We start from the raw sequence: 21057 nt of genomic DNA, 5'->3' as shown, positions 1-21057 counted from the left end.
TGTAAAATAGGGATATATCGGTGTTATAAGAACTTATGAAAAGATAATTAGAAATTTATTTTATGTTTAACATAAAAGAAAAGATTGGTATCGTGGGTAGCAATGGAGCCGGTAAAACAACCTTAATAAAATTATTATGTGGTTTATATACACCTACATCCGGGCGTATTCTCATTAATGGAATCGATATTAAAAAGTTTGCGAAAGAAGATTTATTTACCCATATCGCAGCCGTCTTTCAAGATTCCTGTGCGATGGCGTATTCGGTTAAGAAAAATGTATCATGTAAAACAAAGGATACCATTGATATGGATCTAGTTTGGGATTGTTTAGAGCGTTGTGAATTAAAAACGAAAGTGGAGCAGCTGCCATTACAAGAGGACACATATATTTCTAATCAAATCAGTGAGAATGGTGTGCTATTTAGTGGTGGAGAGCAACAGAAATTATTGATGGCGAGAGCTTTATATCGCAAGGCAAATCTGTTAATTCTTGATGAGCCTAGTGCGGCTTTGGATGCTTTGGCGGAAGCAGCATTATATGAAAATTATGAACGTGCAGCGAAAGCGTGTACTTCGATCTTTATCTCGCATCGTTTGGCATCTACACGTTTTGCGAATCGTATCCTTTTATTTGATCAAGGACAGTTGAAAGAAATGGGAACTCATGAAACACTGCTGCAGCAAAATGGCTTATATGCCAGAATGTTTGAGGCACAGGCAAGTTACTATCAGGAAGGAGGGATGAAACATGAAAGCACAACTACAAGAAGCGTGGACGATCTTGCGCTTGATTCATAAACAACGTCCGTATGTTATATTTTATGGTTTTAGTGCTTCCTTGTTAAAAACCCTTACTGCCTATCTTCCGTTATGGTTTACTTCGATTCTCATCAATCTTTTCCTAGCAAAAACGGATACACAATCTTTATTTCTAAGCGTACTGCTATTCGCATGCTGTATGCTTTTAAGTGAAGGCGGTCAATATGTTTTAGAATATCGTTTAAATATCGCGGTGAAGGAATTAGAGCTTGGGTTAGAAAAGAATATCAGTGAAAAGGCGATGTATCTCTCTTATGACAAATTAGAGGATAAAGATACTTTGGATTTAATTGAAAAAGCAAAGGCCGGATTTATGCAGAATGGTGGTATCCAAGTCATGATGGCTCAATTTTCTGCCTTGCTGGAAATTTGTTGTACGATAGTCATATCTTTTGGCTTATTGCTTTATTTGCTGAGTTGCCATGGTACCAACAAGGAGGGCATTCTAGGGTTCATGGATACTTTTTGGGCAGGTCTTGTTCTCCTGATGTTATTATGTGGCTATGCTTTGTTTGGTAAGTATCTATCAAAGGAGTTTTCCAAAGCAGGGATGAAGTTCTTTGATCAAAATGCCAAGTTAAGCCGAGAAAACAATTATTATAGCAGCGAAGTTGCTTTGAATCAGAAGATGGCGAAGGATGTCCGCTTGTTTCAGATGCAGGATACCGTATTAGAGGAAATGGCACAGCGCCAACAGAATTCTTTGAAATATTTTACGATCTTCAACCATCGCATTGCCATGCTTTTTTCCGAAAGTGTTTTCCTGGGAAATATGATGAATGGTTTCTTCTACATGTTTGTTATTTTAAAGGTATATGTAAAATCAATACCAGTTGGTGATTTTGTGACTTATGCCGGTACAATAACGAAATTGAATGATGCTATCTCGACATTTCCTATTATTTATACCGATTTAATGATGTTGTTCCATTATATGTCTTATTATAATACCTTCTTACAGCTGGCAGATCAAAAAGAGGACAGTGATGAAATTAGTTTACAAGAAGATTCTGTGATTACGTTTGATCATGTGACTTATGCATACCCCGGCAGTAATCAGCCGGCATTGCATGATGTTAGCTTGACTTTAGAACCTCATAAAAAAACGGCAATCGTCGGTTTGAATGGGGCGGGAAAAACGACACTGATTAAGTTGTTGTGTGGTTTATATGAGCCTAGTGAGGGAACGATTCGCATTGATGGTAAGCCGGTAACAGCAAAACAATTAAGTGCTTTGCAGAATAAATTCGGTGTCGTCTTTCAGGATTTTGCATTATTTGCGGGAACATTAAAAGAAAATATCACCTGTACTCCTAATGAGAAGGATGAGGCAATTCGCGATGTATTGAATCGCAGTGGTTTTGCAAAACGTTTGGCAACCTTACCTGACGATATTCATACGATGTTAGGTGTGCAGGAAAATGGCATTCAGTTATCCGGAGGAGAAGCCCAAAAGGTTGCCATTGCAAGAGCGTTGTATGCCGATCGGCCTTGGATCATCCTTGATGAACCTACGGCGGCTTTAGATCCGCTTTCCGAAATTGAAATATATACACATCTGAATGAATTAATTCAAAATAAATCGGCTATTTATATTTCCCATCGCATGAGCAGCTGTCAATTTTGTGATGATATCCTTGTATTTGAACATGGGAATCTTATTCAGCGTGGAAGTCATGCACAACTTTTACAACAAGATGGATTGTATCAACAATTATGGACGGCACAAGCAGCATATTTTCAAGAAGCATCTTAATATTAGGAAAAATGTTTACGGAGAAGTTTGTACTTCTCCTTTCTTTTATGAGATAATAAAAAAAAGAAAATATTTCAGGAGATGATTTTATTATGACTACGGTAACAGTTGCCTCTCTTCATCCGGTATATGAATGTATGAATTTTTTAGAACGCAACTATCGCAAACAGGAAGAGGTCTATGGCGTAGTAGCCTATGATGCGCTATATGAAAGCCTTTCGAAAAAACATTTGTTTGATGAAAAACAGCTGCGCAAGAAAATAAAGGCGGCGATGGCATTACAAAAGAAAGTAATCAAGGCCGTGAAAATAACGCAGGAAGAACAGGATTTTTATTTTTCTCAATTTGAAAGCTATGAATGCTCGATTGCGAAAGATCTCTGTTATGCGTATATTGATTATAAAACAACTGATCTTACCATGTTGCGTGAACAAGCATTATCCCTAATGGATGCCTATGGACATCGGCCGTTTCAGATGATTTGTTGCAGCGATGATATTACTTTGGAAAATCCAGAGGCTTTTGAAGAAGATTTTGATTTTATCGGCTATTTACGAAAACGTCAAGATCTAAGCAGTGATGATAAATGGAGAATGATTGAAGTATCCGCAGATGTACGTTATCATTTCCTGCATTTACTGGAACTTATGGAACCGGGAATTCGCATCCTGCAGGATGAAATCGAGAAATATCAGGATATTCTTACGGCATTTCAAGACTATGTGCAGACTACCGTAAAGAAAGAACAGGCCTTAGGACATCCGATTGCGATACAGACATTTTGTTATGATGCATATTTTACGCAAGATCAAAGGCAAGAAGATATCACGATCATTCCCAGCATTGCCGAATTAAATGCCATTGGCTGGTTAAAACGTTCTTTGATTGAAGCTGATAGCAGCATTTACATAATCGGAGTTTTAATGGATGATTCATATCATCGTGATAAACATTTAAGTGCTAAGGAAGATTTATTACAGGGATTAAAAATATTATCGGATAACAGCAAGTTTGAGATATTGAAAGAGTTAAGGAAGCACACAATGTATGGACAAGAAATAGCAGATAAATTAAAGCTGTCAAAAGCGACGGTATCGCATCATATGAATGCTTTAAGTTCGGCGAATTTTATCACGATACGTGAAGAGAAGAAAAAAATATATTATACGATGAATGAAGATTATATACGCAACATGTTAAGCCGCATAGAAGAAGAACTGCTGGGTAAATAAGCAGCTATAACTTATAAAAAAGGAGAACACGATGAAAACCTGTATTTATAATGGAATACTCATGGATGGCATTCATAAAACACAACCGGGTGCCCTCATCATCGAAGATGGACGCATACAATCAATTACGACAGATACCAAAAGTTTACCAAGTTATGATATTATGCTGGATGCAAAAGGTCAATATATTTGTCCGGGACTTATTGATACTCATACTCATGGCATCAGCGGTTATGATTTTAATAATATGGAAGGGTTGTCTTTAAGTGAAATTGCTAAATGTGAAGCTGAAGAAGGGGTTACCGGCTTTCTAGCGAGCTTAGTTTGTGAAACGCATGGGGATATGAAACAGTTACTTACCTATTATGAAAAACAAGAAGTGGATGGCTTTTTCGGTATTCACTTGGAAGGTCCTTATCTAAATCGCCAGCAAAAAGCCGTGATGAAGGAAGAATGTCTGCGCGATCCCATGCTGGAGGAATTTAAAGAATACTTGCGCATTTCTTCAAAAATTAAATCAATGACAATTGCCCCGGAATTACCTGATGCTATGGAACTTATACGCTATGGTACCGCCCATGGTGTTGTCATGATGTTGGGACATAGCAGTGGTACGGCCCAAGATGTGCTAGCGGCTGAAAAAGCAGGTGCAAAAGGCATTACTCATTTATATAATGCAATGAGTCAGCATGCGCATCGTGCTCCCGGTGTGGTCACCGGAGCGGTGTTATCCAAGCTTATGTGTGAGCTGATTGTAGATGGCGTGCATGTGCATCCGGATGTCGTACAGGCAACCTATAAGATGATTGGGGCTGAGCGTATTGTCTTAATAAGCGACGCAAATCCTTGCAAGCAGCTTCCCAAAGGCGAATATCTTTTCTCCGGCAAACATGTTTTGGTAGATAAAGATAAGGCCATTGTGAAAGAAAGTGGACGCATTGCCGGAAGTACTTTACGTTTGTGTGATGCTCTGCGTAATATGTGCGCATATTGCGGTTGTCAAAAGGAAGTGGCAATTGCCATGGCAAGTGCTCATCCGGCAGCTCTTTATGGCTGGAAAAAGGGACGTTTAGAAGTAGGTTATGATGCGGATATCATGATCATGGATGAGCAATTTCAAATTCATCAAGTGCTTCGCCAAGGAATTCAGATCCAATAATAGTCTGTTTTAGTAAGTGTTTCAACATCAATTAAAAAATATAAGCGAAACTTTTTATCCAACATCTTATTGAAAAGGAGGAAACATATATGAAAGAAATCAGTATGACGGATATCAAAGGAATTCAGATTGGACAGGCAGAGGATGAAAAAGCAGGTACCGGATGTACCGTAATCCTATGCAAAGAAGGTGCCACAGCTGGTGTTGATGTGCGTGGAGGAGGTCCGGCTACCAGAGAAACTGACTTATTAAATCCCATCAATATGGTACAGCAGATTCATGCTGTCATGTTGAGTGGAGGCAGTGCTTTTGGCTTAGATGCCGCCAGTGGTGCTATGCAATATTTAGAGGAACAAGGCTGTGGCTTTGATATGCAGGTGGCACATGTGCCTATAGTATGTGGTGCAGCCTTATTTGATTTGTCTGTAGGAGATGCACATGTTAGACCGGATAAACAGATGGGCTATCAAGCGTGTGTGAATAGTGAATCGCTTCCTTTTCAAGAGGGAAATCATGGAGCCGGAACCGGTGCCAGTGTCGGTAAGCTTTTAGGCTTTGATAAAGCGATGAAAAGTGGTATTGGTATGTATGGACTCCAGAGTGGGGATGTGCAGGTAGCAGCGGTTACTGCCGTCAATGCTTGTGGCAATGTTGTGGATTATCAGACAAATGAACAATTGGCCGGTGTGTATCTAAAAGAGCTGCAGAAAATGATGAGCTATGAGGAAGCATTGGCGCAGATGGAGAATTTGCGTAAGCTGCAAGATGGCAATACGACGATTGCCTGCGTGGTGACAAATGCGAAGTTGGATAAAGCACAATGTACCAAAATTGCCGGTATTGCGCATAATGGTTATGCTCGCGCGATTCATCCAGTCCACACGATGAGTGATGGAGATACGATTTTTGTGCTTAGCACAAATGAGGTGGAAATCATGCCGGATGTAGTAGGCATCTTAGCAACTGAGGTAATTGCGATATCTATACGCAATGCTGTTTTGCATGCCGAAGGAGCCTATGGGTTACCGGCACACAAAGATATCGTAAAAGAATAGAAGATAAGCAACAGTTTGTATGGAAGCAAAGGATACAAACTGTTTTTTTTATTGATCATCATATAAGAATATCCAAATGCACTGCTCATCCATGTAAAAGTCATTGATACGATTTTTCTTTTATGCTTTTTTGATAGAGCTATTCTTACCATGATTTCTACCGCAACTGTATACGAATCAAAGAAATTATTGTGTATGCACGCTTCACGAAATCGCTTACATGACAAAATTTGGAAGATAAGCATTGTAAATCACAACAACTACGCCTATAATATCTTTGTTATCTGCTGAAAGAAGATGTTTTATGACGATCCAATGACGTCAACAAAATGGGACAACAACAGATAATACCTGAAAAACACTCGTATCCATAAGGAACGAAAGTAGGAGGAAAACATGAAAAATCATAAGACACAGTACATGGCGTTCATGGCAATGTTTTTAGCCATTGAAATTGCCCTCGTATTGACACCGCTGGGTTATATCCAGCTGGGCATCATCAGCGCAACGACGATGCATATTCCGGTCATCATTGCCGGTATCACCTTAGGCAAAAAAGCCGGTGCACAATTAGGCTTTGTCTTTGGCTTAACGAGTATGTTAAATGCAACCTTTCGCCCATTACCGACATCCTTTGTCTTTACCCCTTTTATCACCTTTGGAGGAATGAGCGGAAATTGGACAAGTTTGATAATTGCCTTTGTGCCTAGAATATTATTAGGTTATTTGGCAGGACTGGTATATGAACAATTACAGAAAAAGCAGGTCAATAATAATGTCAGCATCATTGCCGGTGCTTTAACTGGTACTATCACGAATACCGTATTGGTGCTTGGTGGTATTTATCTGTTCTTTGGTGCTCAATATGCACAAGTCGCAGGTGTGGCTTATCAGGCATTGCTTGGCGTCTTGTTTGGCGTTGTGACAACGAATGGCATTGCGGAAGCAATTCTTGGTGCTATCTGCTGTTTGGTTGTTTGTAAAGCAGTTGCCCCAGCAACCCGCAAATTTAAACTAGCGGATTCTTCCATATAAAAGATCTAAATAAAGTTAAAGAAGTATATAAAGATATATGAGAGCCTTGTCCCAGGCTCTTTTTTCATTGTTAAAACATAAAGAGAGGATGGCGAATACATGATGTTATATGACACTTTTCATAAGCACGCTGGTTCATCCATCGTTGATTAATAGAAATATAACCGGAATCTTAGCGGTTTTTCTTTCAATGATAAAGTAACATAAACGTATATGACATGTTATAATAAATGCATGAAAAACATTAGAAATGAGGGGATCCTATGCTGAAAATTGCGCATTTGATGGTAAAACGACATCATAAGACCATCATCCATGATTTAAATGTAGAAATACCACCGGCCTCATGTACCCTTTTTTGTGGAGATGACACAAGTGGTGTAAAAGAGCTGCTGGCTTGTCTGGCAGGTATACAAGAGTATCAAAGTGGTCAAATTCTGTGGGAAGAGCAACCGTTACAAAAGATGGATGTTGCTTATGCCTCAGGAAACGGCAGTGTTTTCATTGAACAAACGATACTTGCATATGGGAAGTTTCTGGCGCAATTTTATCCTGCGTTTTCTTTAACAATCTATCAACAGCTATTGCACACTTGTCATTTGGATGCTGCGAAACGTATATATCGTTTACAAAGAGATGAAAGAGCAATACTGGAAATCATTGCCGCTTATGCCACACAATGTCCGCTGATGATCTTAGATGATGTGGTATCTTCTTTGTCCTTAAAGAAATGGCAATTTTTATGGCAAGAATGTCTTACCCTTGGTCATGTACCGACCTTACTATTAGGATGTAAAGAAGAGCATGAAGCTAAAGCAATGGCGGATAACATTTTTTATCTGCAAGATGGGCAATTGCTAGTCCAACCTTTGGCAAAAGAAACTATGACAGAAGAAATGGCAAAGCATGAAGATATACAAGAAAAAAATATACAAGAACCAAGCGGACGCTTATTTGATGAGAAAGGCTGGGATGACGATGAAACATATTGGTAAACAGCTGCACCAATGTGCGTATATCATGCAAGAAGAATTACTGCATCATGCGGTCTTTGTATTTCCGCTAGTCGTGCTTGTCGTGTTGGCTCATCTTGTACAGGCGTTTACCTATCATGGTGCTCTCTTGCCCTTCCATGTCGTATATTATCAACAATTTCTTTTTTGGAAGCTTGATATCCTGGCGGGAGTGCTTTTATTAAGTTACCTGCTTTTTTCACAGCTATGGCGGCAAAAGCAACATCGTCTTTTTCGTTATGAGCTGCTGCCTGCGCCTTCCTATGTCAGTGTGATCGGAAGACTTTTTGCCATCGTTTTTCTCTTGCTTTCCTATTGTTTTATTATTGGTCTGCTTTATCTTGCGATGTATCAAATCATGGCAGGACAACTTACACAAACAATGACTTCGGCAGGGTTGTTTCGCTCCATTCTGCATGCATATTATCTTCATACGATATTGCCTATAACATGGGAACAATTCCTGCTTCTTTTCTTACTATGTGTTATCTTTGCTTTCTTTAGTGTTACCATAGCGAAGGCATGGAAACATCCCCTATCTCATGGTATCTATTTTTTGATACTGTTTGCTGTCATTTTCCTACTATTTGGCTGGTATCGTTTTAGTCATTTATCGACTTCTATTATTGACTTTCTCCAGACGCATCCATCACTGCAAGAACCGATTGAGCAGGTGCTGCAATTTATGCAAATTCCTTATCTTTTGGATGGTATTTTGTTGATTGCAGGAAGTGTTGCGATATTCAACTATTGGCTAATACAGCATCGTCTGCAGAAAAGAAGGGAGAAGGGACTATGAAAAAATATACCTTGCTGTTGTTACCGATGATCATGCTTTGTTTCTTTGTGCTGTATCTTGGAATATCCCAACAACGTGATGATTTGCAATTTTACATTCAGACGGATCATGGCGACAGTTCCGTTTTAGATACATTAGGTTATGAATTTAAGATACAGGAAGGTTATGCACAATGGCTTGTCAAAGGGAAAGGCAAGCAAACAAAGGCGACCTATCTCGGTAAGCAAAAGGAAAATAGTGATCCTAATGAAATCTATGTGCTGGCAGAACCAATGGCAGACGATGCCTCTATGCAAGACATTGCGGCATTATGTGATGCAGACAGCAATCAGGAGCAAATCGGATGTTACTTTGCTAAAAAAGAAGAGGAAGTCCGTTATCGTCTGACGATCGATCATATTGATGAAGCGCATACGATGAATGTTATCGCGCTTCCTGATGATATGAAACAAACCTTAACTATCATGCGAAAAGATAAGAAGAAAATACCGGTGCTGTATGTAAAAGATGCTGAAAATCAGTACAGCATCCATGAGCTGGGAGACGAAGGCACTTACGATATATTTTTCAATTATGCACATCAGCCAATTCGCCAGGCGAATAAGAAAGATTACTATTTTTTCATCAGTGAAGCCTATCTCATGAGCGATTTATCTAAGCAGGGCTATGTCTGTAAAGAAGATATCGGCGGTATTTATCATGTGGATGAAAAAGGGGAAGTAAAACGTATTACAGCGATGAAGATAGATGAAGAAGATCCTTATTTTATGAGCATTCAAGAACATCAGCTCACCTGCTTTATCCGTCGTAACGATCACGATTATCTTGTTTCTTATGATTTTGCAGGTAAGAAATTAAAAGAAGTGGAATTGCCTGAGGTAGCCATGGTACAAAGATTTATTACGTTGGCAAATGATGAATTGCTTGTGTCGTTCTTAAAAACCGATGGTGGAGAGGTTGTAAAGGTATATGATAAGCAGCTGCATCAGATTGATGAAATTCCACTTATTCAGGAATTGAGTGATAATATTCATTGTATCTATCATGACAAGATCCTTTATACCATGGAAGAAAACGGAAACAATGGTCTTAAAATTGTGGTTTATGATGCACAACAAACGTTGTATGAAGGGTATTTGCTAATGAAAAATGATGCCGTCTCTTTGTATGATCAAATTTATCAAAAAGAAAATTATGAAGAGCTTGCTACGCGTATGAATGTTTCAGGCATGTGGCAATTTGATGTGAAATTATATATAGCAGATAACTAAGCATTGCAAAGATTCGTTGGTTTTATCCCTTTGGGAATTTTTATGTAAAAAACATTGACGGTCGAAAAGAAACCAGTATACTAAAATAAGAAAGAAGTGATGCCACATGGATACACGGAAAGAATTGATGGCCTGGAGTGAGACATTGTTTACCTTTCATCTTCCCCGTTGGGAAGAGTTACCGGCCTTTGATTTATATATGGATCAGGTGATTACCTTATTGGAAACCTATTTACGCCCTTTGTTAGGGGATGTACGAGAGGAAACGATTTTAACCAGTGCCATGATCAATAATTATGTGAAGTTGAAATTAATACCAAAAGCAGAAAAGAAACGTTATAGTCGCATGCATCTTGCATATCTCATCGCAATTACGGTGTTAAAACAAGTGTTGACCATCAGTGAGGTAAAGCGGGGAATTGAGTATCAGGCAAATTTATCCGGTTTAAAAGAAGCGTATAATTTATTTTGTGAAGAATTGGAACTCGCATTGATGGCGGTAGCTAAACATATTCAAGAGGGAAAAGGAAGCCTGCGTTTAGAAGGTATCACCTTACAAAATACGGCGATGAAGATGGCCGCAATGTCGTTAGCAGGTAAATTAGTCGCACGTAAGATTTTATTGTTGCAAGATGATTATCAAAATACACTTTAAAAAGGGAAAGCCTAAGGTACGCTGTTGGGTATAGATAACGTGTATGTAACACTTGCAGGGCATAAGTGACTTAGGAAAAAGCATCATTGAATCAGAAGTTATTTATTCTTAGTCTAAATGAGTTGCCCAAAGAAGGAAAGAAGCATCATAAGAAGAAAAATGGATACGCGAAAGGAAAGTCAGAAAAAAGGAAGTCATCCTCTGTGTATGGCAGAGTTTAGACTTCCTTTTTTTGCTTGATGTTTGTAAAACTTTGATATAAATTCAGTTCTCTTCCTGTGGTAAAGTCGGTGGGCCTGCCGTTAATCCTATCTCATTTAATACTTCCATGACCTCACTAGCATCTTGGGATTGACGGATGCGATCTAACAGACTTTCGTTTTCAATCAACTCATAAAAATGGGCGAAGAAGGATCCAATCTCACTGTTTTTTGTAAAATCTAAAGCCATCGTAAAGACTAAGTCAACCTTTTCATCTTTTGCCCAGATAATTGGATGATCTAAGATTAAGACAGAGATAGCACCTTGATTGACATGTTTTTTATATTCATGAGGAATACTGACTCCATTCCCGATTGAGGTAGGTAAGATAGATTCTCTTACCTTGATGTTTGTAATGAATTCCGGTGTTACATAGTGATGCTGTTCCAAAAGGGAAGAACCATATGCTAAGGCTTCATCTTTTGTTTTCGCATGATAATGTAAAGCAATTAGATTTTCATGGAACAGATTATTTGATACTAAAATGGATTGTTTTTCCTTTTGGATCTGTTTCAAACGCTCATCAATCAATAAGATATCTTGATTATCGAAGCGTGGACTAATCAATAAATACTCTTCTTCGCTTTTATCTGTAAGCGGCAAAGGACTGACTAAGAGGTCGTATTCCTGATCAATCTGATTGATTTGTTCATAATGCAAAGTGGAGATTGTGTTAAGAAAGGACAGACTCTTTGATACTTTTTGACGGATATAACGGGAGGTGTTTTCATCCTTTGTCGTCACTAAGATGATACGCAGGGTAAATAAATCATCCTTTAAGGCATTGCTTAACAGCATCGTAATGTAGGCAATATCATTTTCACTGAATTTAATGTGTAACTTTTGTTCAATTGGTTGAATGTTTGTTAAGACAATTCCATACAAGGAAGGTAAATCTTTTTTGATATCGCGGATAAAGGAAGTGCCATTCATCATCTGATAGCTTTTTTGTAGTTTCTTCTTTTGAAACAGCATGCCCAAATCACTGATCAGACCATCGTTGGTGATGATTTTTTTATTGACGATGATGGATTTCAGCTTTTGGATAAATTGCTCAGCAATGGCTTCATAATAATCCATTTTGATGGTGCTGGAGGCCCTGTCATAAGCGCCGTTTAAAGCGAATTGTGCCGCCAAACAATGGTATTCCATTGTCAGGTTTTCTTTATTGTAAAAAGGCAATGCTGTATTAATAAGCGTGCGTGAGGCTTCGTATTGCAGATCGCTGATCTTAGCACGGTTTAAGATATTTGCCTCTTCGATGATATTACCGGTCGAGATGCGAATCAGACTAAGCGCGATATATTCACAGAGTTGTGTGAAAGAAATTTCATCATAAGTAAATTTCAGCGTCGTTTCAGCATCCAATAATAGTTTCTGCAACATCATTAGATCCTGGTTGGGATAGCAGTGCAGAAAGTAATGATAAAAATGGGCATCAATGCGATAATCGATGCCGTCCATCATCGGCGTTTGTGTTTCTTCTTCATTGAAATAGGAATTATTTTCAAAAATAATGGCCTGTCGTTTATTAAATTCGTTCCCCTGCAGACAGACCCCGCGATTCTTAATGATCGATAGTTTTAAATCAAAATACGATAACCAGTTTTTTATTAATTCCAGATCTTTTGTGATGATCGTTCGCCCTACGGCTAAATCATCTGCAAAAATCTGTACGGTATAATTTGAATTTCGCTGAAATAAAATATCTAAAATATAATGTTTACGAAAATCAAAGGAGTAGGCTTTGTTTCGAGGATCATTACTTGTATTGGCCAATTCCTGCAAACGCTTTTCTTCCCCCTGTAGCAAAAATCCTTTCCGCGGCAGTAGCTGTAATTCGGCACCACAGGATTCGATATATTCACGGACATAACGCATATTGTGTTTCACGGTGCTTAAGGACATATTGATCTCTTTGGCGATCTGTTTTGATGTTATCGGTTCGTCCTTTTCCAGAAGAATATGGATAATTTTCTCCGTTGTTATATCTAGCATTCACATCACCTCAGTACATATTATAGCAATTTTATGAGTAAAAGAAAGCATTTTCAAAGAAAAAGAAACAAATTCACAGTAAGTGGAAATGGCTCAGAAAAGCAAGTTTCTTTTTTACTTTTTTTGCACGGAAAGCGGTGCAATTCGGATAAAAGTCATTGCACGGATGGAGCTTTATCGGTGCGAAAAGAAGGGCATCTTTTTGCACATGCATTCGTGCAAAAGGAAGCTTTATGATATTTGCTTTCTGTACTTGCCATACGGTATCATGAAGGCAGCAAAGGAAACAGGAAAGGAGGATGAAACATGAAGATCACATTTGGCGTGGATAGTTTCATCTGGACAGAAAACTTCTCTGAAAAAGATCTTTGGATCATCAAGAAAGCGGAAGAATTGGGATTTGAGGTAATTGATTTTGCGATTGCCCATCCTGAAACCTTCCCCACGGAACGGGTCAAAGAAGAGCTTGCGAAAACTCACTTAAGAGCCGTGACAACGACGACCTTGGATGCTTCTACCAACTTGATCAGTGAAGATGAAAAAGTCAGAAGATGCGGTATTGAAGCGATGAAACAATTGGTTGATATCAATAAAGAATTAAGCAGCACGATTCTTGGCGGTGTCAATTATGCCGGCTGGGGATGCTTAAGCGGAAAACCGCGAACCGAAGAAGAATGGAAGCATTCTGTGGAAGCGATGCGAGAAGTTGGTGAATATGCGTTAAAGGTACATCCACAACTTAATATTTGTGTCGAAGCGGTGAATCGCTTTGAAACCCATTTTATTAACATCGCAGAAGATGGCGTTCGCTATTGCAAAGATGTTGGCACCGGAAACATCAAGGTGCATTTGGATTGTTTCCATATGATTCGTGAGGAGAAAAGCTTTACCAAAGCGGTAGAAACATGCGGCAAGGAATATCTGGGATATGTCCATGTAAATGAAAATGATCGTGGGATTCCGGGAACCGGCATGGTACCATTCAAGGAATTTTTTACCGCCTTAAAAAAGATCGGTTACAGTGAACCATGCACGATCGAAAGCTTTGATCCAAGCTTTGAAGAATTGAATAAGAATTGTGCAATTTGGCGCAGCTTTGCGAAAACCGGCGAAGAGCTGGCAGTGAAGGGACTGGCAAATCTGCAAAAGATTGCGGATGAAATTAACTAGGAGGATAAGAAAATGTTAGTAAATTTAGAGAAAATTTTAAAGGATGCAGAAGCGGGAGGATATGCCATCGGATGTATCAACACACCAAACATGACAACATTGCGTGCAGTTGTCGATGCTGCTGAAGAAATGCAGACACCAATCATCATTGACCATGCACAGGTGCATGATCCATTGATTCCTATTGAATTGATCGGACCTAAAATGGTGGAATATGCAAAACAGGCAAGTGTTCCGGTATGTGTACATTTGGATCATGGCAGTGATTATAATTTCGTTATGCGTGCATTGCGCTGTGGATTCAGCTCAATCATGTATGATTTGAGTGCAAAGCCATTTGAAGAGAACGTGGAAAACTTAAAAGTATTTACGGAAATGGCACACAAGTTAGGTGTTACCGTGGAAGCAGAATTAGGAGTAATGACTTCCACAGAAGATGATACGCATGGTGATGGTGGAGGATGGACACATGAAACTATCAAGAAAACCTTTACCGATCCTGCACAGGCTGCTGAATTTGCACAGCGTACCGGGGTTGATGCATTAGCTGTATGCTTTGGTACGGCACATGGTATTTATGCCGAACCACCAGTATTGGATATCGAACGTGTAAAAGCCATTCGGGAAGCTATGCCAAAAGATTGTCGTGTGGTCATGCATGGTGGCAGTGGAGTTGATGCTGATCAGGTACGTGCAGCTATCAATGAAGGGGTATCCAAAGTAAATTATTACTCTTATATGGCAAAAGCTTGCAGCAAGCACATGTATGAATATCTGAAAGATAGAGATGGCAATGCATACTGGCATGAAGCCGATGAAGAAGCTTATCGTTTCATGAAGGAATACGCAAAAGAAGTGCTGGCTGTATTTAAAAACGGCAAAACCTGTACGTTATAGGAAGGGTAAGCGCATATGGCGGATATTCAGTTAGGAAATGTGCTGACAAAGGAAGCGATGATCTTAGATCATACGCCCTTTAACAGTAAGGAAGAAATGTTTCAGCTATTGAGTGAAAAGTTTTTCGAAGCCGGTGTTATAACCAATCAGCAAGCGTATCTTACTGCACTTCGTGAGCGCGAAGCTATGGGACCTACGTATATGGGAAATCTCATCGGTCTTCCTCATGGTCGCTGTGATGAAGTGGTTAAATCCGGAATTGCGTTTTGTCGCTGTTCCTCTCCCTTCCTATATCAGAGCTGTGGAGAAGAGGGCGATGTAAAATATGTCTTTATGCTTGCGATTCCAGGGAATCAAAGTGCAGATCAATACATGCGCGTATTGGCAACTTTAGCCGGCTTGTTGGCAAAAGAAGAATTTGTCGATCAGTTGGATTCGGTGCACAGCTATGATGAAATGTTGGCACTGATGAAGGCTTGTTCATAAAAAAGAAAGGAGGGTTTGTGATGAAGATCGTAGCTATCACATCATGTGCAACGGGGATTGCGCATACTTACATGGCTGCTGAAGCATTAAAAAAATTCTGCAAGAAAAACCATCATGAATGTAAGGTGGAAACACAAGGGGCATTGGGCATTGAAAATCAGCTGAAACCTTACGAAATTGAAGCTGCTGATTTGATCGTATTCGCTAACGATGTCGGCATCAGTAAGGCAGAACGCTTTGATAAATATAAAGATAAGATCAAAAAGTTCTCACCCCATGATGTCATCAAAGATCCAAGCATTATTTTGAAATAATCTTAATGAAAAGGAGATAGAAAACATGAAAGATAAATTAAAAGAGATACAGGAGGCCCTACTTACCGGCGTTTCCTACATGCTTCCATTCGTTATTTCTGGCGGTTTGTTAATTGCCATCGGTTTCCTGTTGGGGGGCTATAATATTCCAAATGATGTTGCGCAAGGGGGCAACTTCGCTTCTACAATGTTCTGGTTAGGAAAAGCAGCCTTTGGCTTGATGGTACCTATCCTGGGTGCTTATACGGCTTATAGTATTGCCGATAAGCCAGGTATTGCGCCAGGTATGATCGCTGGTTGGATGGCTACCGATCCTTGGGGCTTAAATCAGGCTTCTGGTTTCCTTGGCGGTTTGATCGGTGGTATCATCGCTGGTTACTTAGTCTTATTATTAAAGAAGATCCCTATGCCAATGACGCTGCGCAGCTTGCTGCCTACTTTGATCATTCCATTATTAGGCGTTACAGCTATGGGGCTTATCATGGTATACATCATCGGTGGTCCTATCGCTGCGGTTACCAATGCATTAACTGATATGCTGAATTCTCTGGGAACCGGAAACTTATTGCTGTTAGGTATCATTCAAGGATGCATGTTGGCATTTGATATGGGCGGTCCTTGTAATAAAGTTGCTTATGCATTCGCTTTAGCTGCTATGGATACTGGAAACTATATGGTCATGGGTGCAAACTTCGTTGGTTCCATCACACCTCCATTAGGTATCGCAATCGCTATCCTTGTTAAGAAAAGCAAATTTACAAGCTCTGAAAGAAACTCTTTAGCTGGTTTACTTGCAGGTGCTGCTGGTATGATTACAGAATTTGCAATTCCATTTGCTGCCAGTGATCCAGTAAAAGTAATTCCATCTTTGATGGCTGGTTCTGCTGTTGGTTGTACCGTATCTTATATGCTGGGCTTAACCATTCAGGCTCCACATGGTGGTTTGTTTGTAGCCTTTGCAATGAATAATCCAATCTACTTCATCATTGCTGCGGTAGTTGGGGCAATTGTTACGGCTGCTTTATTAGTCGTATTAAAAAAGGATGTTCCTGCCGAAGAAGTTGAAGCTGAATAAGAAAAGAGGAGAAAAGACAAGTTTATGGCAAAATTATTTGATATCATGGGAAATTTCCCATTCAAACCTGAGGATAAAAAACCAATGCTAATTCGTAAACAGGATTATTCTACAGCATTGTATCCACCAAACAACGCATTTACCAGTGATAATACGTTCACGATGATTACAACCGATACCTTCATGCTGGGTATCTATGAATTAGGACCTGGTGGTGTATTTGCACCATTGGATATCCATCCTGGTGATGAATCTTACTACATCCTGGATGGACCGGTCGTACAGCGCAGCGGCAATGGCCAGTTTGCTTACTTAGAAACCGGAGAAGGTCTGTTCATGCCGGAAGGCGCATGGCATTGCTGTCATAATTTCTCAGACCGCAAAGCGCGCATTCTGTACTTCATCACACCAAAGGCATGGAGCGAACAGATTCCACCGGCAGTTATTCCAACCGATGAAGAAACAAAGTTCTACAAAGGACCGAACAACGATGCATTACCAAATATGCGCGATAAGATTCATGATATTTCCCGTCAGGGCTGTACCGATGATATCGGACATTGGCCAGTGGATGCAAAAGAAGCTAGAGAAACTGGTGCCGTTTATGCCGTTCGTGACTTTGAAAAATTAAACAATGTGCATGGAACCAGTCATCCAATGCTAATGCGTTTCATCACCAGCAATGACTATGGACATTTTGGTGAATTTATCTTGCCGGCCGGTGGTTATGGGCCTCGCTGCTCTGATCCTGATACACATAAAGGAGATGCCGCCTTGTATTGTGTGGATGGACCGGTAACGGTGAATTTGGTAGAGCTGGAAGAAAGCTTCGTCATGGAACCGGAAGATACTTTCTTTATTCCAGCTGGTGTTAGCTATCAGTTGGTAAACTTTGAAGCAAAACCGGTGAAAGTAGTCTTTGCGATTACCGAGCTGTAATAATAACTACTGTCTGAGAAGAAAACAAGAAAGGGAAAACGTGTTCTTCGTATTACAGACTTGCGAAAGGAATTCGTCGATGAGATGAGTGGAATTGCTCCACTCATCTGATCATTATGATATAAAAGGTGAAGAAAATGAAAATTGTGATTGGATGTGATGAAGCTGCTTTTGATATGAAAGAGGCAGTTCATCAGCGATTAAAAGAACTACAGTATGATGTCATTGATGTGGGAGTCTATGATAAAAACCCATCCTTGTACCCGGACACGGCAGAAAAGCTGTGCAAAGAAATCGTCGAAGGGCGTGCCGAAAAAGGGATATTGATGTGTGGAACCGGTATCGGAATGGCGATCACAGCCAATAAAATACCAGGCATTCGCGCAGCCGTAGGGCATGATGTCTTTTCCGTAGAACGCAGCCGTAAAAGCAATGACTGTCAAGTTCTCTGCATGGGAGCCAGAGTAATTGCCATCCAATCTGCATTGATGTTGATGGAACGCTGGCTGCAGTGTGAATTTGCCGGTGGGGCAAGTAAGGCAAAGGTAGATAGGATCAGGGAAATCGAGTGTCAATACAGATAGGAGGAAACAACATGCAAAGAATCATTAACAATTGTGATGAAGTCGTTGAAGATATGCTGAAAGGTTTTGAGCGCTGTCATCATGATCTGATACGCGTTGATGAAAATAATCCTCGTGTTGTCATTTCAAAAGAAGCTACTAAGAAGCGAAAGGTTGGTATCGTTACCGGAGGCGGCAGTGGGCATAAACCAGCGTTTATCGGCTATTGCGGAAAGAATATGGTCGATGCCGTGGCCGTTGGTGAAATTTTCTCTTCTCCTACGGCAAAATCATTTTACGATGCTTTCTGTGCGGTTGATCAAGGCATGGGCGTTGCCTGCTTGTATGGCAATTACGCCGGTGATAACATGAATGTAAAGATGGCGATGGAATTAGCGGAAGATGATGATATCGTCGTAAAAACAGTCGTTGCCAATGATGATGTGGCCAGTGCTGATAAAGCAGATCGTACGAAACGTCGCGGTGTTGCCGGAGAAATCTTCATGTGGAAGGTTGGCGGTGCCAAGGCAGCGATGGGAGCTAGCTTGGATGAAGTGATTGCTGCTGCCCAAAAGGCCATTGATCATACACGCAGTGTCGGTGTTGGGTTAAGCCCATGTACGATACCGGCGAATGGAAAACCGAATTTCACCATTGAAGAAGGAACGATGGAATTTGGTATCGGTCATCATGGGGAACCGGGTATTAAAGTTGAAAAACTTGGTACGGCAAAAGAAATGGCGAAAGAAATGACCCGTTTGGTCATTGAAGATAAACCATTTAAAGCAGGCAGTGAAGTTGCTGTGTTGGTATCTGGTTTAGGGGCAACACCGGTCATGGAACAATATATCTTCTTTGAAGAAGTCGCCAAGCTCTTAGAGGAACAGGGTATTTGTATTTATAAATCTTATGTCGGCAATTACTTTACGTCCTTGGAAATGAATGGTGTAACCTTAACGATCATGGAATTGGATGAGGAATTAAAGGAATGTGTCGATATGGAAGTAGAAACCATGGGTATGACCCAGTTGGCAAGGAGATAACTTATGGAAACCTTACGTAATCAAGGAAATGCCGGTATCGTTTTGCAAGTCATCGATGCCATTCATGAACAAGCATCTTACTTGAGTGAGATTGATGGTGCAACCGGAGATGGAGATCACGGCATTAATATGAATAAAGGCTTTATGATGGCAAAGGAGCGCATTGAGCCAAGCGATTCTTTTGCGGAAGCTTTAAAAATCTTAGGACGTACCTTAGTCATGGACATTGGCGGCAGTATGGGACCTATTTACGGCACCATGTTTTCTAAGCTGAGCCGGGTTTTAAAAAAGGCAGAGCCTATCACGAAAGAAGCTTTTTTAGAAGCATTGGAAAACGCGGTACAGGGTTTGATGGATCTGGCTGGAGCTAAGGTTGGCGATAAGACATTAGTAGATACAATTTATCCGGCTTGTCAGGCCTATCAAGCAGCTATCAAACAAGATGCAGAGTTTTCACAGTGCTTAAGAGAAATGGCGAAAGGGGCAGAAGCCGGTAAAGAAAGCACAAAGGATTTAGTAGCGAAAATCGGCAGAGCTGCTCGTTTAGGCGAACGCAGCCGCGGTCATCTGGATGCAGGAGCTACCTCCTGTTGGATCATTTTAACAACGATGGCAAATGCGATGTTAGCGCAGCTGCAGTCACAAGAGTAGACAGATGATTTTCTTTTGAGAATCATCTTTTCTCTAGAAAGGAAAAGGTAGAAATGTTTGATATGTACATGACTACCAGGAAAAAAGATGCACAAGAAATATTTTTTCTTTGATATAGATGGAACCTTAACGAACCGTGCAACTGGTGAAATTGTTCCCAGTGCGTTAGCAACGTTGAAAAAGCTGGAAGCAGCAGGCCATTTTGTCAGCATCGCTACTGGTCGTGCTCATTATAAAGCAAGAGGCTTCATGGAAAAGATTGGCTTGTCGAATATGGTGTGTAATGGCGGTGTTGGCCTAGTCATTGATCATGAACTGGTGGAAAATCGCCCTTTGGATTTGGCGAAAGCAAAAGCGATTTGTAAACAGGCAGATGCGTTAGGTTATGGTCTTCTTTTAATGCTAGATGATTCCTTGCGTTGCTACAGCAAAGATAATCGTTTTCGTGAACAAATGGGGGAACGCTTAGAACCAACGGAATACATCATTGATGAAACGTTAGATTATGATGCACTAAGTGCTATTTATAAGATTTATATTTCCATTCCAAAGGAAGAAGAAGAGCGTTTAACACTGCGCAATACCTTAGGACATCTGCGCTTTGCGGGCAATTATTTAATGTTTCAATATGATGAAAAGGATAAAGGCATTGAACATATGATCGAACGTATCCATGGTCGTATCGAGGATGTCGTGGTCTTTGGCGATGATACCAACGATCTTGTCATGTTTGACAAACGATGGTGTAGCATTGCGATGGGCAATGGCAGTGAAGATATCAAACAAAAAGCAGATTATGTAACGGATACGAATGTAAGGGATGGTATTCAAAAGGCATGTCAGCATTTTCACTGGATTTAACAA

Annotated in this window: 21 protein-coding genes; 20 read left to right on the top strand and 1 reads right to left on the bottom strand. The window is 40.2% G+C overall.

Translation table 11 applies throughout. The features are described 5' to 3' along the window. Nucleotides 1–62: 62 nt before the first annotated feature. The 10 genes from ACESSZ_RS01730 (at nt 63) to ACESSZ_RS01685 (ending at nt 10796) form a co-directional block, all read left to right on the top strand. Nucleotides 63–800 (top strand): ATP-binding cassette domain-containing protein, encoded by a 738-nt coding sequence (locus ACESSZ_RS01730; protein WP_499842676.1) that lies wholly within the window; start codon nt 63–65, stop codon nt 798–800. Then, nucleotides 751–2577 carry an ABC transporter ATP-binding protein gene (locus ACESSZ_RS01725; protein WP_008689385.1) on the top strand — a complete coding sequence of 609 codons (1827 nt, stop codon included), beginning with the start codon at nt 751–753 and terminating at the stop codon, nt 2575–2577. The genes ACESSZ_RS01730 and ACESSZ_RS01725 overlap by 50 nt, the downstream gene beginning before the upstream one ends. Before the next feature lie 92 nt (nt 2578–2669). Then, complete coding sequence (locus ACESSZ_RS01720) at nt 2670–3809, top strand: ArsR/SmtB family transcription factor (protein WP_270373374.1); 1140 nt, start codon at nt 2670–2672, stop codon at nt 3807–3809. 31 nt (nt 3810–3840) lie between these two features. Beyond that, nucleotides 3841–4968, top strand: a complete 1128-nt coding sequence (gene nagA / locus ACESSZ_RS01715) for an N-acetylglucosamine-6-phosphate deacetylase (RefSeq protein ID WP_331866797.1) — start codon at nt 3841–3843, stop codon at nt 4966–4968. Between the two features lie 89 nt (nt 4969–5057). Beyond that, nucleotides 5058–6023, top strand: a complete 966-nt coding sequence (locus tag ACESSZ_RS01710) for a P1 family peptidase (RefSeq protein WP_331866796.1) — start codon at nt 5058–5060, stop codon at nt 6021–6023. A 396-nt stretch (nt 6024–6419) separates the two neighbouring features. Further along, the gene (locus ACESSZ_RS01705) at nt 6420–7058 is read left to right on the top strand and encodes an ECF transporter S component (protein ID WP_008689378.1); all 639 of its coding nucleotides are present in this window, start codon (nt 6420–6422) and stop codon (nt 7056–7058) included. A 263-nt stretch (nt 7059–7321) separates the two neighbouring features. Then, a complete protein-coding gene (locus ACESSZ_RS01700; RefSeq protein WP_331866795.1) occupies nt 7322–8053 on the top strand; it encodes an ATP-binding cassette domain-containing protein in 732 nt (243 codons plus the stop codon). Continuing rightward, nucleotides 8037–8870: a hypothetical protein gene (locus ACESSZ_RS01695; RefSeq protein WP_412292946.1), complete on the top strand. Its 834-nt coding sequence runs from the start codon at nt 8037–8039 to the stop codon at nt 8868–8870. Before ACESSZ_RS01700 ends, ACESSZ_RS01695 begins: the two co-directional genes overlap by 17 nt. After that, complete coding sequence (locus ACESSZ_RS01690) at nt 8867–10141, top strand: hypothetical protein (protein WP_119957462.1); 1275 nt, start codon at nt 8867–8869, stop codon at nt 10139–10141. Before ACESSZ_RS01695 ends, ACESSZ_RS01690 begins: the two co-directional genes overlap by 4 nt. A gap of 106 nt (nt 10142–10247) precedes the next feature. Beyond that, nucleotides 10248–10796: a DUF1836 domain-containing protein gene (locus tag ACESSZ_RS01685; RefSeq protein ID WP_008689374.1), complete on the top strand. Its 549-nt coding sequence runs from the start codon at nt 10248–10250 to the stop codon at nt 10794–10796. Between the two features lie 264 nt (nt 10797–11060). On the opposite strand, the gene ACESSZ_RS01680 is transcribed toward ACESSZ_RS01685, so the two are convergent. Further along, the gene (locus ACESSZ_RS01680; protein WP_008979119.1) at nt 11061–13055 is read right to left on the bottom strand and encodes a BglG family transcription antiterminator; all 1995 of its coding nucleotides are present in this window, start codon (nt 13053–13055) and stop codon (nt 11061–11063) included. Between the two features lie 306 nt (nt 13056–13361). On the opposite strand from ACESSZ_RS01680, the gene ACESSZ_RS01675 reads away from it, so the two are divergent. The 10 genes from ACESSZ_RS01675 (at nt 13362) to ACESSZ_RS01630 (ending at nt 21054) form a co-directional block, all read left to right on the top strand. Next, nucleotides 13362–14225, top strand: a complete 864-nt coding sequence (locus ACESSZ_RS01675; RefSeq protein ID WP_008689372.1) for a sugar phosphate isomerase/epimerase family protein — start codon at nt 13362–13364, stop codon at nt 14223–14225. A 12-nt stretch (nt 14226–14237) separates the two neighbouring features. After that, nucleotides 14238–15122 carry a class II fructose-bisphosphate aldolase gene (locus tag ACESSZ_RS01670; RefSeq protein ID WP_008689370.1) on the top strand — a complete coding sequence of 295 codons (885 nt, stop codon included), beginning with the start codon at nt 14238–14240 and terminating at the stop codon, nt 15120–15122. Between the two features lie 15 nt (nt 15123–15137). Beyond that, nucleotides 15138–15608, top strand: coding sequence for a PTS sugar transporter subunit IIA (locus ACESSZ_RS01665; protein ID WP_008689368.1), 471 nt, complete (start codon nt 15138–15140; stop codon nt 15606–15608). A 20-nt stretch (nt 15609–15628) separates the two neighbouring features. Beyond that, nucleotides 15629–15922, top strand: coding sequence for a PTS fructose transporter subunit IIB (locus ACESSZ_RS01660; protein ID WP_008689367.1), 294 nt, complete (start codon nt 15629–15631; stop codon nt 15920–15922). Between the two features lie 25 nt (nt 15923–15947). Further along, on the top strand, nt 15948–16997 hold the full coding sequence (locus ACESSZ_RS01655; RefSeq protein WP_008689365.1) for a PTS fructose transporter subunit IIC: 1050 nt from the start codon (nt 15948–15950) through the stop codon (nt 16995–16997). A 24-nt stretch (nt 16998–17021) separates the two neighbouring features. Then, the gene (locus tag ACESSZ_RS01650; protein ID WP_008689364.1) at nt 17022–17936 is read left to right on the top strand and encodes a cupin domain-containing protein; all 915 of its coding nucleotides are present in this window, start codon (nt 17022–17024) and stop codon (nt 17934–17936) included. Nucleotides 17937–18073: 137 nt separating this feature from the next. After that, the gene (rpiB, locus tag ACESSZ_RS01645; protein ID WP_008689363.1) at nt 18074–18520 is read left to right on the top strand and encodes a ribose 5-phosphate isomerase B; all 447 of its coding nucleotides are present in this window, start codon (nt 18074–18076) and stop codon (nt 18518–18520) included. An 11-nt stretch (nt 18521–18531) separates the two neighbouring features. After that, on the top strand, nt 18532–19542 hold the full coding sequence (locus tag ACESSZ_RS01640; protein ID WP_119983192.1) for a dihydroxyacetone kinase subunit DhaK: 1011 nt from the start codon (nt 18532–18534) through the stop codon (nt 19540–19542). A 3-nt stretch (nt 19543–19545) separates the two neighbouring features. Then, nucleotides 19546–20193 carry a dihydroxyacetone kinase subunit DhaL gene (gene dhaL, locus ACESSZ_RS01635; protein ID WP_008689361.1) on the top strand — a complete coding sequence of 216 codons (648 nt, stop codon included), beginning with the start codon at nt 19546–19548 and terminating at the stop codon, nt 20191–20193. Between the two features lie 87 nt (nt 20194–20280). Further along, nucleotides 20281–21054, top strand: a complete 774-nt coding sequence (locus ACESSZ_RS01630) for an HAD-IIB family hydrolase (protein WP_117547193.1) — start codon at nt 20281–20283, stop codon at nt 21052–21054. Nucleotides 21055–21057 lie beyond the last annotated feature (3 nt).

Source organism: Eubacterium sp. 3_1_31 (assembly GCF_964249515.1).
GTDB lineage: Bacteria > Bacillota_I > Bacilli_A > Erysipelotrichales > Erysipelotrichaceae > Longicatena > Longicatena caecimuris.
Note: the sequence above shows the minus strand (reverse complement) of the source record. Positions and strands in the feature narration are given on the sequence as shown.

Bases quoted from the DNA above. Each gene is read 5' to 3' on its own strand.
- rpiB (WP_008689363.1), top strand. From the start codon at position 18,074: ATGAAAATTGTGATTGGATGTGATGAAGCTGCTTTTGATATGAAAGAG.
- ACESSZ_RS01680 (WP_008979119.1), bottom strand. From the start codon at position 13,055: ATGCTAGATATAACAACGGAGAAAATTATCCATATTCTTCTGGAAAAG.
- dhaL (WP_008689361.1), top strand. From the start codon at position 19,546: ATGGAAACCTTACGTAATCAAGGAAATGCCGGTATCGTTTTGCAAGTC.
- ACESSZ_RS01710 (WP_331866796.1), top strand. From the start codon at position 5,058: ATGAAAGAAATCAGTATGACGGATATCAAAGGAATTCAGATTGGACAG.
- ACESSZ_RS01630 (WP_117547193.1), top strand. From the start codon at position 20,281: ATGCACAAGAAATATTTTTTCTTTGATATAGATGGAACCTTAACGAAC.
- ACESSZ_RS01695 (WP_412292946.1), top strand. From the start codon at position 8,037: ATGAAACATATTGGTAAACAGCTGCACCAATGTGCGTATATCATGCAA.
- ACESSZ_RS01640 (WP_119983192.1), top strand. From the start codon at position 18,532: ATGCAAAGAATCATTAACAATTGTGATGAAGTCGTTGAAGATATGCTG.
- ACESSZ_RS01700 (WP_331866795.1), top strand. From the start codon at position 7,322: ATGCTGAAAATTGCGCATTTGATGGTAAAACGACATCATAAGACCATC.
- ACESSZ_RS01720 (WP_270373374.1), top strand. From the start codon at position 2,670: ATGACTACGGTAACAGTTGCCTCTCTTCATCCGGTATATGAATGTATG.
- ACESSZ_RS01730 (WP_499842676.1), top strand. From the start codon at position 63: ATGTTTAACATAAAAGAAAAGATTGGTATCGTGGGTAGCAATGGAGCC.
- ACESSZ_RS01705 (WP_008689378.1), top strand. From the start codon at position 6,420: ATGAAAAATCATAAGACACAGTACATGGCGTTCATGGCAATGTTTTTA.
- ACESSZ_RS01655 (WP_008689365.1), top strand. From the start codon at position 15,948: ATGAAAGATAAATTAAAAGAGATACAGGAGGCCCTACTTACCGGCGTT.
- nagA (WP_331866797.1), top strand. From the start codon at position 3,841: ATGAAAACCTGTATTTATAATGGAATACTCATGGATGGCATTCATAAA.
- ACESSZ_RS01670 (WP_008689370.1), top strand. From the start codon at position 14,238: ATGTTAGTAAATTTAGAGAAAATTTTAAAGGATGCAGAAGCGGGAGGA.
- ACESSZ_RS01650 (WP_008689364.1), top strand. From the start codon at position 17,022: ATGGCAAAATTATTTGATATCATGGGAAATTTCCCATTCAAACCTGAG.
- ACESSZ_RS01685 (WP_008689374.1), top strand. From the start codon at position 10,248: ATGGATACACGGAAAGAATTGATGGCCTGGAGTGAGACATTGTTTACC.
- ACESSZ_RS01660 (WP_008689367.1), top strand. From the start codon at position 15,629: ATGAAGATCGTAGCTATCACATCATGTGCAACGGGGATTGCGCATACT.
- ACESSZ_RS01665 (WP_008689368.1), top strand. From the start codon at position 15,138: ATGGCGGATATTCAGTTAGGAAATGTGCTGACAAAGGAAGCGATGATC.
- ACESSZ_RS01725 (WP_008689385.1), top strand. From the start codon at position 751: ATGAAAGCACAACTACAAGAAGCGTGGACGATCTTGCGCTTGATTCAT.
- ACESSZ_RS01690 (WP_119957462.1), top strand. From the start codon at position 8,867: ATGAAAAAATATACCTTGCTGTTGTTACCGATGATCATGCTTTGTTTC.
- ACESSZ_RS01675 (WP_008689372.1), top strand. From the start codon at position 13,362: ATGAAGATCACATTTGGCGTGGATAGTTTCATCTGGACAGAAAACTTC.